Below are 8,081 nucleotides of genomic sequence, written 5' to 3'. Positions count from 1 at the left end.
AGTAGTTAACGCAAATAGATAGTCTTGTAGCTCGTTCTGTTGGCTTAAGAGTCTAACAAACGCGAATCCGCTACTCCTCGCCTCTGGCCTCCCAGCCTTTGTGGAAGTACACCAGCGCCATGTCGGAGTCAAAGCACTGCCCGGAGGGAACGTGCTGCAAGAGGTTTTGTTCTGGGGTCGGTTCTACCACACCCTCATTGAGTAGACTGGTGACCACTTCCCGGCCTCGTGGCTCGTCGATCTCGACGGTATCGGGACGCTGCCGGTCACGGTCCTGTGCGATCTGTTCGCGCTCGAAGCGCTCGTAGTCTGGAACGGTCGGATCCATAGAGGAAAATCCCTCACCCGACCGGGGAGACACAAAATTAGCGCTAACCAACAGTCGAGAAGTATGGCGGTCGCTGTTGGTTAAGATACACCACCGTTTCCGCAAAACCACGGGGAGCCGAGTCAGTTCGGGAGCTTCGGCGCGATCACGAATTGCATCGCTCCATCGGCGTCCGGGAACTCCGATTTCAGCACAAGCGGGACTGAGTCTCCGATATGGAGAACCCGATTCGTGCCGTCTGGCGGGCCAGCATTCGCCGATTTGACGAGCGACGAATCCAGTTTCACTTCGACATCCGCAGGCTCGAAGGCGATGAGATCGGTGTCGTCCCACCGGTAGGTCATGCTGTCAGTGTCGCCGTCTGCGGCAAACCGCACTTCTCCGGCATCGGAGTCAACAGAGAGGTCAAACCGGTCGGAAAGCATATCTGCTGCGGCAAGACCAAGCGAGATGTCGTCTGGACTCAGGTGGACAGTTGCTGGGATGTCGATATCTGGCATCTCGACAGGGTAGCGGAGCGATGCAACCGCCTCAAGATCAATAGTGCGCGTTATCCCGTCGATATTGATTTCTAGTGTGCTATTCGCTGCATCGAGTGCGAACTGTGCAAGGTCGCCTGCATCGCCGACCGAGAGTGCATCCCGGACCCTACCGACGTCCACTCCCAGTGTCCCCCTCCCTGCATCGAAGGAGCTGAACGAACTTGCAGAGACACGCAGGTCAACCATCGCGTGCCCCTGCTGGTCGGCCGCCCGGATGGCGATTCCCGACTCTGCAATCCCGAGTCGCGTCTTGTCTGTGACCGTGCCAGCCGCCGCGAAGATCCGCTCAAACAACTGGACCTCGCCGCTGATCCGAAGATGCTTCGAGGCATCGAGCGACAGGAGGTCCGCAGTGTCGAGTTCTGCGTCACCGTCCGCCGGCGTCTCTGGCACGCTCGTTTCGGCGTCGGTGGTTGCTGCTTCGGTGCTACTGGCCGCTGTAGACTGTGACATTTCGATTTCCCCCCACTTGCCGGAGGGCACACAAAATATGCCGTTGGCGGCGTCGGTCAGGGGACGACTGACGCAAGGCGGTGGGTATGGTAGTCAACCGTCCAGCGCGAGTAGTTCTGAGTTATCCGATACTCGCGAACGACTGCAACGTCTTCCAGCGACTCTTCGGGTTGTTCCCACGTAAACTCGTAGCCGGCGATCACGTCTCCCTCGTCGAGATATCCAACCGGATGCTCCGGCCCGTCCCACTCAACCGAGATTGGATCGCCACCACTGGGGGGCTGGACTCCACGACTGACTGTCCCCTGGATGACGGCTGGATCATTCGTCAACCCATGCAGTTGTGCTAAGTCACTGGCTTTGATCGTGAACTCATCCTCCTCGCCGACGAACGAGTGCTGGGTTTGCCCGCGTACTGTTGCGTACTCTACGCTCTCGATATCGACACCGAGAGCGTCGGATAGCAGGTGGGTAAACTCAGCGGCTCCCGTGCGGACTGTTTGGTTCTGTTCCTCGATCTGCAGGGTTGTCTCTGGCGTCCGAAGCTCCCTTGTGTATGGGTTCTCCGGCCGTTCGACGGGCATACAACTGCACAGGAGCGTCCCTTCTGGCCCCGTCAGAATCCACGGCTGTTTCCCACACGGGATGGCGGTATATTGCGATGCAGTGTATCGGCCACCACCAGTGAGGACTCGCAATGCCTTTTCGAGTGCTTGGCCGTCGATCCCGTAACCGTAGCTGTCAGCGAGCCCGTCGACGAATGTGACTCGGGTGTCGACTGAACTGAAGTCGCCGTACGTGCTTGGGATTTGCAGGACACCAGTTGCGTACTGCTCGACATATGCTCCGACGTCCCCATCGACAACCCACCGCGTTTGCTGTTTGGTTGCTCGACCAGCCGACGTGTTGATCGACGACACCGGCCGCTGCGTTGTCAACCCCCAGTCCTCGTCTGGGGCCGCCCAACTGCCGTCGTCACGATTAGGAGCGCGACACGTCGTCGCGCATCGGGCGATGCTTGCAGTATCGGGATCGAGGTCTTTGTCGGCGCTGTCTCCGTCTCCGAACGTACCGAGTGTCAAGTCAGTCATCCTCTCACCCGCCAGAAGAACACAAAATTTTGCCGGCGAGGCCAACCGCTACAGTTGTTTCGACTGGCTTGATAACCCGTGGCGGTTGTGCGCCTCGTCTGAAGAGTGCAAAGACGAGTTCGTTTGGGTAATCAGCGATACTCTTCAACGTCGACGACTTGTTTGGTCTCCTCATGAGTGAGGTCACCGTCGACCGAGACCACTGTCGCATCAAGTTCTCGTCCGACCGCGGCAACGAGCGCGTCAACGCCGTCAAGATATGGTCCCTGTGATCCAACCTCGTCAGCGATTCGTCCCGCTTCAACCGACAGATCTTCGCTGATTTCGTATATTTCACCCCACGACAGCGCTTCAACCGCCTCTTCGAGATCGCCCGATGGGAGGTTTCCGACACCAACGAGTGCTTCAGCGTGGGCAGGAGCAGGCATTACCCATAGCTCTTCCTCACCGCCGTTCGATTCGTAGTACGTTTCTGTGGCAGGGTGACCGCTCAGGTAATCGATAAGGAAGTTCGCATCAAGAACCCTCATGTATCCTCGCCTAACCGTCGCATCCGCTCTTTCCGCTTCTCTTTCGAGTTCTCGCGCTTGTCTCGAATCCAGTCGGCGTCCTCATCAGAGAGAATCCCAAACCCGTCGTAGAAGTCAGCATCTTCACTCTCATCAAGGACGCGTTCGAGCACGTCGTTGAACGATTCACCCTCACGTCGACGGCGGTCAAGCTGTCGCTTCACTCGATCGCTCACTCGTATCTGCTCATCTGCGGTCGCCATTGATACGTCAACGTTGGCGTTGACATTGGTTAATCCTTGTGGGAAAACACAAGGACGATTTGTTTTATAGTCGTAACAAACAGCCCCTTTCACTCGAAACTCGGCGTGTAGTCAGCGATATCGACGACCTGAGTGATGGTTACTAAACTAATCGTAAAAAAGTCGGGAGGCCTCTATATCGAACACACCTAGATGTGGCCCACAATCGACACCATCGCCGGTTCCTGCTTCAACTTCCTAGTTCTGATAGTCGAAACCAACGCTGTTTAACGGTTCACCAGAGGTCGCCAGATCGGAGTTATATACAAAGATGTGCTCCGCTGCCTCAGAGAAGGAGCGGATTATCGTTGGCCCCAATATATATTATGTTATGTATTGTAGTAGTACTTTAGCAAAACGGATATATACACTGTTAGCATCTAGTCATCAGATGGATGTGGAGGGTTATTTGACGACGAACGAAGAAGTACGTCTTCAGTGGGATGGCCAAGTAAAATCTGGTCTTACCAATGCGATCAAGGGCAGTGTAATCTTTGCAGCAACTAATATGAGGTTATTGGCAATAACCGATTCTGGCAACTCGAAAGATATTGAATATTCACATATCAGTTCGGTTGAAGTTGAAACAAGTCCTAAGTATAGTTCAACGGGGACTCAGCGTGACCTCATTCTAGGTTTTATTTCACTATTTGGTGGGCTACTTATTTTGCTTGTAGCAGAAAATAATGCTCAAATTCTACTGGCTGGGATAGGTTTCATTCTAGGACTAGGATTTGTCGTTTTTAATTGGGATGATTTCGAGGGGTTTTCTAGTTTATTTGATTTTGAAGAGACCACTGTATACAATATAACATTGATAACTGGCGACGAAGAAAATAACCAGATTAGTTTCCAGACGGAGGAAAATATCGGTGCTGAACTGTCACGGATTGTCAGGGAAACGAACTGAGAAATAAGGGATACACATGGAGTCGGTAAGTACAGGGGATATCTGTGTCAAAATAGCCTGTGAAATGGGGTTTACGCTATGTGTTTGACTAGTTCGTGAATTCATAGGACTGAATAGCACATTCAATACCGTCGATACTGAGTAGTGATTCACATGATCGACGAAACCGTCACTGAGGCCGAACTCTGACCGAAGCAGAACTTCAGCGATAAACTACGGTGCAACAGTACCAGTGTTCCCGTTCGACCCTGTGAATGGAATGTCGATTTCGAGACCGTCGTAGGCCAACATCGGCTTCTTTGCTTCGCCCGGTCCACCGCCCTGAAATTCGATAACGTCGATATCTGCAAGTTCAGAGAGGTTCCGGTGTACCTGCTTGTAGTCTCGGTCAACCAGTTCAGCAGCCTCGCGGATGCTCGCCGGTTCATGTTCGGAGATCGCCTCCAACAGCTCCAGATTCTTCGGACTGAGGAGACGACTGAGTTCGGCGTACGAGTCGAAGTTCAGTGTCGGTTGGGCGTCGTCAAGGTCTTCGCCCTCCTGAGCGGCCTTGAGTCGACTACGCGTGCGCTGGTCGAGATGGTCGCTATTTCCGACGGTGACTTTGAGTGTGGGCATTGTGTTCCTCCCGGCAGCGTCCTACGGTGACCAGTTCCACGAAACGGGCGATAGTTCGGTAGCCTCCTCCTTGAAGCGGTCGTAAAGCGTCAGCATCCCCGGAAACTCGATGTATTCAACATCGTCGTGAATGTGGCGCTCGTGCCCTTTCGTCCGTTCGTGGGCATTGTCGTATCGGAGGATCGTGTCTCCGCCGACCTCCCCAAGACGGAGGCTGTAATCCCAACCACACGGGTACTTATTCATCGTCCGTCTGTCGGATGGTCACAGCAACGACGTAGCCGTCTTTGACATCCCGCCAGTCTTCGATGGTAGTGTAGGACGCCATCCGCTATCCTATGTTATTACCTCCATAGATATAAGCCTATGGAGACACCTCCATAACAGGGTCAAAAGACCACAATCGAGATTTTGTGTGCCGCCGGTCAGGTATATAAACGTCCAATTTCGCAGGACCGTAGAAAGCACTAGCTTTTAGCCTTCATCTGGAACAAATTCGTCCTGTTGAATCCGAGCTACCATCTTACAGCTCCTTATTGTGGGGATTATCTTTCGCATCTTGCACGTTCTCTCGCTGCACCATCTCGTACGCGCTCTTGTCCCCGTGTTCCCGGACCGTGTTCGCGATGCGGTCCTTTGTCTGCTGGAAGGACTCGTCAAGCCGCATCTTTGCCTGCTCATACCCACTCATGTATCGCTGGCCTTTCTCAGTCTGCTCTATCTCATGCGGTTCGTCATCATCATCTACCTCAAGCAGTCCAAGGTCCATGTATCGCTGCATCGCCTGAGAAAGCCCCGGGTCGTATGGACCCCGCTCCTCAGTTATCATTCGTAACGAAGTCTCTTCTGCCTCTTCATCGGCATAATTGAACAGGAGCTTGTGGTACTTTGTCCTCCCTTCAATCCGACCACCAGCTTCGCTCAACATCATTAGACGTGGGTGGTGGTTCTTGTCGTCACTCATCGAGATCATCCCACGTTAGCTGGACAGTCATCGTCTGCAGGCCCTCCACTTGGTGAGGGTCGAAGTGCCGTTGTAGAGACTCATTTGAGGACGCGATGATGTACTGGATATCCGTGTCCCGAATGAAATCTATTGCGCTGTCACGCTGGTCATCTTCCAGATTAGCGAACGGCTCGTCAAGGACCACAACCTCGAAGCTGTCATCCGAATTTTCGTTCTCTCTCGCCACAGATGCGGCCGTGTGTGCGAACGCCAAGTTCAGCAGTCGCGATTCACCCGTACTCAATTCACTGTATTTCCGCGGTCCCCCGTTACCCGGAAGGAGAATCTGACCGTCTTCCTCTACCCGGACCTCAAGGCCCAATTCTCCAGCAAGGGGCTTCATAATTTTCTGACCACTTCTCTTGGAACGACATCACGATCTCTTCGAAGCTGTCTCGTTCGAGTTCATCAATGCGCTCCGTCACCTGTTCCAGCGATTCATCCATCTCGTCCAAGGAGTCCTGAATCTCATCACGCTCCTCTTCGAGCGACTGTTTCTGGGTGTTGAGGCGATCTACCTCGGCACGGTGCTGCTCAAGTTCATTTTTGGTTCGCTCAGCAACGGCCTCAATATCATAGTTGTTGTCCTCAAGCGTGAACTTGGTAAGGTCGTTTAGATCCGATAGGTCCGGGATGGATGCCTGAATTGAATCGATTTCATTTTCTATCTCAGCTTGTTCCTCTTTCAGCTCCTCAATCCCCGCTTCTAGCTGGTTTACTGTGTCGTCAGCGGACTCAACACGGCTGCGAAGATTCGTTTTCAGATCATCCAGAGACCGATCTTGCCCACAGTGTGGGCACTTGCCTCGATCTAGCCTATGATTAGCAGTACTCTCCGCGACAACTTGGTCACAGACAGGACAAGACAGCTCTTCAATCGCGTTGAGGATGAGGTCGTTGACCTCTTGTGTATACCGGCGGGCCTCACGCAACTGGCGGTCTTTCTTTCTGAGTTCCTGTTCTATCGTTCGCTTCCGGTCGTAGAGGTCCTGTAGTTCCTCGTTGAGTTCCTCGTTTTCTAAGAGCCGATCTCTGATGATTTCGATTCGCCCGGTGTCAATAAGCGACTGAAGCTTCTCGATTTTCTCAAGCCGGCTTTCGACCTGCCCAATATCAATTTCCTCCAACTCTCGCTGAACCGGTGCCAGCTCGGTACGTCTAACCTGCTCGATCTCCTGCTCAAGAGAGTCTCGTTCGTCTCGATAGTCCTCAAGTTCTTGTTGAAGATTGCTTCCAATTATCTGGCGGATAGACTGAATCAGTTGTGGTTTCGAGAGCCGAGAGAGTGGGAGTTTGTCGGTCTCGGAGTGAACGAACTGGAGAGTGGTGATGTCCTCTGGCCCGATTAGCTCTTCGAGGAGATCCTCAGCGGCTTCTTTTTCGACTTCCTCTGTACCATCATCATAGGAGCGACCTCCCCCACCGCGATGGAGTTGGTGCCCGTTATCGAACTGGATTTCTACTGTGCTCGTTCGCCCGGGCTGGATACCGAGTGTAGCCCGGGGGCCGTAGAGTGCATACAAAAGAGCGTTAATTGTCAGGGTTTTACCTGAACGGTTTCCACCCTTGAGGAGGAGATCACCACCAGCGATATCCTCTTTCGTGATTGTCTGGTAATCCTCAACCGCGAACCCATCGATGTGGAGTCTACTGATTTTCATATTTGGCTGTATACGGCTCACTGATGTTCTGTGCGAGTCTGTTGAGTTCCTGGATACTCCGCCGGGTCAGGAGTTGAGTAGCGAGAAGGCCGATGACCAGCCCAATACCCAGTCCGAGAGTGCCACGGAGGTAGAACCCGACGAAGGGAGTGGTCAAGGCAATAATCAAGCCTGCGAGGATAGAGATATTCTTCTGGTAAGCGCGGCGGTCGAAGTCATCCACTCGGTTCTGGAGTTCTTCGGAAGCGGATTCGTAGAAGTCGTCGTGTCCCGTGATTTTCTGTATTTGGTCTGTGGACCGTCTCAGTTCGCCTCCGGCGAAGAAGTTGATTAGCCGGTTGTTCTGCTGATCGGCTAGGAACATGACCAGTATTGTCGGGAGGACGGACAGTGTTTTCAGGAAGAGTGGTTCTGGCCTGACGAGTTGGATGGCCACGCCTGTGTAGACGGTTAGGAAGACTGCTCCCCACCCACTATCCCAAATTTTCGTCGCAATTTGCATTCAATTCTAACCTTCAGAACTAACCAATAGATTGCCAAACATAAATCATGTGCCGTGATTACAATATCCGAGATGAATCAGCAGTAGTGAGGTCATAATTATCGCCACAATCGGTGACGACCGCCGACCTGCATCTGTCCACGAAGTCATTAATATGCT

General features: G+C 53.1%; 11 protein-coding genes and 1 pseudogene. 1 reads left to right on the top strand and 11 read right to left on the bottom strand.

Features of this window, described 5'->3' with window-relative positions; all coding sequences use genetic code 11:
* Window positions 1–70: 70 nt before the first annotated feature.
* The 5 genes from AV929_RS06415 to AV929_RS06395 all read right to left on the bottom strand — a co-directional run bounded on the left by AV929_RS06415 (window position 71) and on the right by AV929_RS06395 (window position 3,186).
* A complete protein-coding gene (locus AV929_RS06415; RefSeq protein ID WP_014030652.1) occupies window positions 71–328 on the bottom strand; it encodes a hypothetical protein in 258 nt (85 codons plus the stop codon).
* 122 nt (window positions 329–450) lie between these two features.
* Entirely contained in the window at window positions 451–1,323 is an 873-nt protein-coding gene (locus AV929_RS06410) for a hypothetical protein (protein ID WP_064287781.1), read from the bottom strand.
* Between the two features lie 56 nt (window positions 1,324–1,379).
* Entirely contained in the window at window positions 1,380–2,414 is a 1,035-nt protein-coding gene (locus tag AV929_RS06405; protein WP_064287780.1) for a hypothetical protein, read from the bottom strand.
* A 131-nt stretch (window positions 2,415–2,545) separates the two neighbouring features.
* The gene (locus tag AV929_RS06400) at window positions 2,546–2,944 is read right to left on the bottom strand and encodes a PIN domain-containing protein (protein WP_064287779.1); all 399 of its coding nucleotides are present in this window, start codon (window positions 2,942–2,944) and stop codon (window positions 2,546–2,548) included.
* Window positions 2,941–3,186: an antitoxin VapB family protein gene (locus AV929_RS06395; RefSeq protein WP_004966369.1), complete on the bottom strand. Its 246-nt coding sequence runs from the start codon at window positions 3,184–3,186 to the stop codon at window positions 2,941–2,943. Before AV929_RS06395 ends, AV929_RS06400 begins: the two co-directional genes overlap by 4 nt.
* 430 nt (window positions 3,187–3,616) lie before the next feature.
* Here AV929_RS06395 and AV929_RS06390 point away from each other — a divergent pair, with 430 nt between their 5' ends.
* Window positions 3,617–4,135 carry a PH domain-containing protein gene (locus AV929_RS06390; RefSeq protein WP_023842904.1) on the top strand — a complete coding sequence of 173 codons (519 nt, stop codon included), beginning with the start codon at window positions 3,617–3,619 and terminating at the stop codon, window positions 4,133–4,135.
* 213 nt (window positions 4,136–4,348) lie between these two features.
* On the opposite strand, the gene AV929_RS06385 is transcribed toward AV929_RS06390, so the two are convergent.
* The 6 genes and pseudogenes from AV929_RS06385 to AV929_RS06360 all read right to left on the bottom strand — a co-directional run bounded on the left by AV929_RS06385 (window position 4,349) and on the right by AV929_RS06360 (window position 7,922).
* On the bottom strand, window positions 4,349–4,753 hold the full coding sequence (locus tag AV929_RS06385) for a transcriptional regulator (protein WP_014030648.1): 405 nt from the start codon (window positions 4,751–4,753) through the stop codon (window positions 4,349–4,351).
* Between the two features lie 21 nt (window positions 4,754–4,774).
* A pseudogene (locus AV929_RS06380) lies at window positions 4,775–5,081 on the bottom strand (DUF6516 family protein).
* A gap of 195 nt (window positions 5,082–5,276) precedes the next feature.
* Complete coding sequence (locus tag AV929_RS06375; RefSeq protein ID WP_064287778.1) at window positions 5,277–5,717, bottom strand: hypothetical protein; 441 nt, start codon at window positions 5,715–5,717, stop codon at window positions 5,277–5,279.
* Window positions 5,710–5,973, bottom strand: a complete 264-nt coding sequence (locus AV929_RS22605) for a hypothetical protein (protein WP_230458853.1) — start codon at window positions 5,971–5,973, stop codon at window positions 5,710–5,712. Before AV929_RS22605 ends, AV929_RS06375 begins: the two co-directional genes overlap by 8 nt.
* A 97-nt stretch (window positions 5,974–6,070) precedes the next feature.
* Window positions 6,071–7,420, bottom strand: a complete 1,350-nt coding sequence (locus AV929_RS06365; RefSeq protein WP_064287776.1) for an ATP-binding protein — start codon at window positions 7,418–7,420, stop codon at window positions 6,071–6,073.
* On the bottom strand, window positions 7,407–7,922 hold the full coding sequence (locus AV929_RS06360; protein ID WP_050036645.1) for a hypothetical protein: 516 nt from the start codon (window positions 7,920–7,922) through the stop codon (window positions 7,407–7,409). Before AV929_RS06360 ends, AV929_RS06365 begins: the two co-directional genes overlap by 14 nt.
* Between the last annotated feature and the right edge of the window lie 159 nt (window positions 7,923–8,081).

The organism is Haloarcula sp. K1, assembly GCF_001647155.1.
In the GTDB taxonomy this organism is placed as follows: domain Archaea; phylum Halobacteriota; class Halobacteria; order Halobacteriales; family Haloarculaceae; genus Haloarcula; species Haloarcula hispanica.
This window is presented reverse-complemented; position numbering and strand designations above follow the sequence as displayed.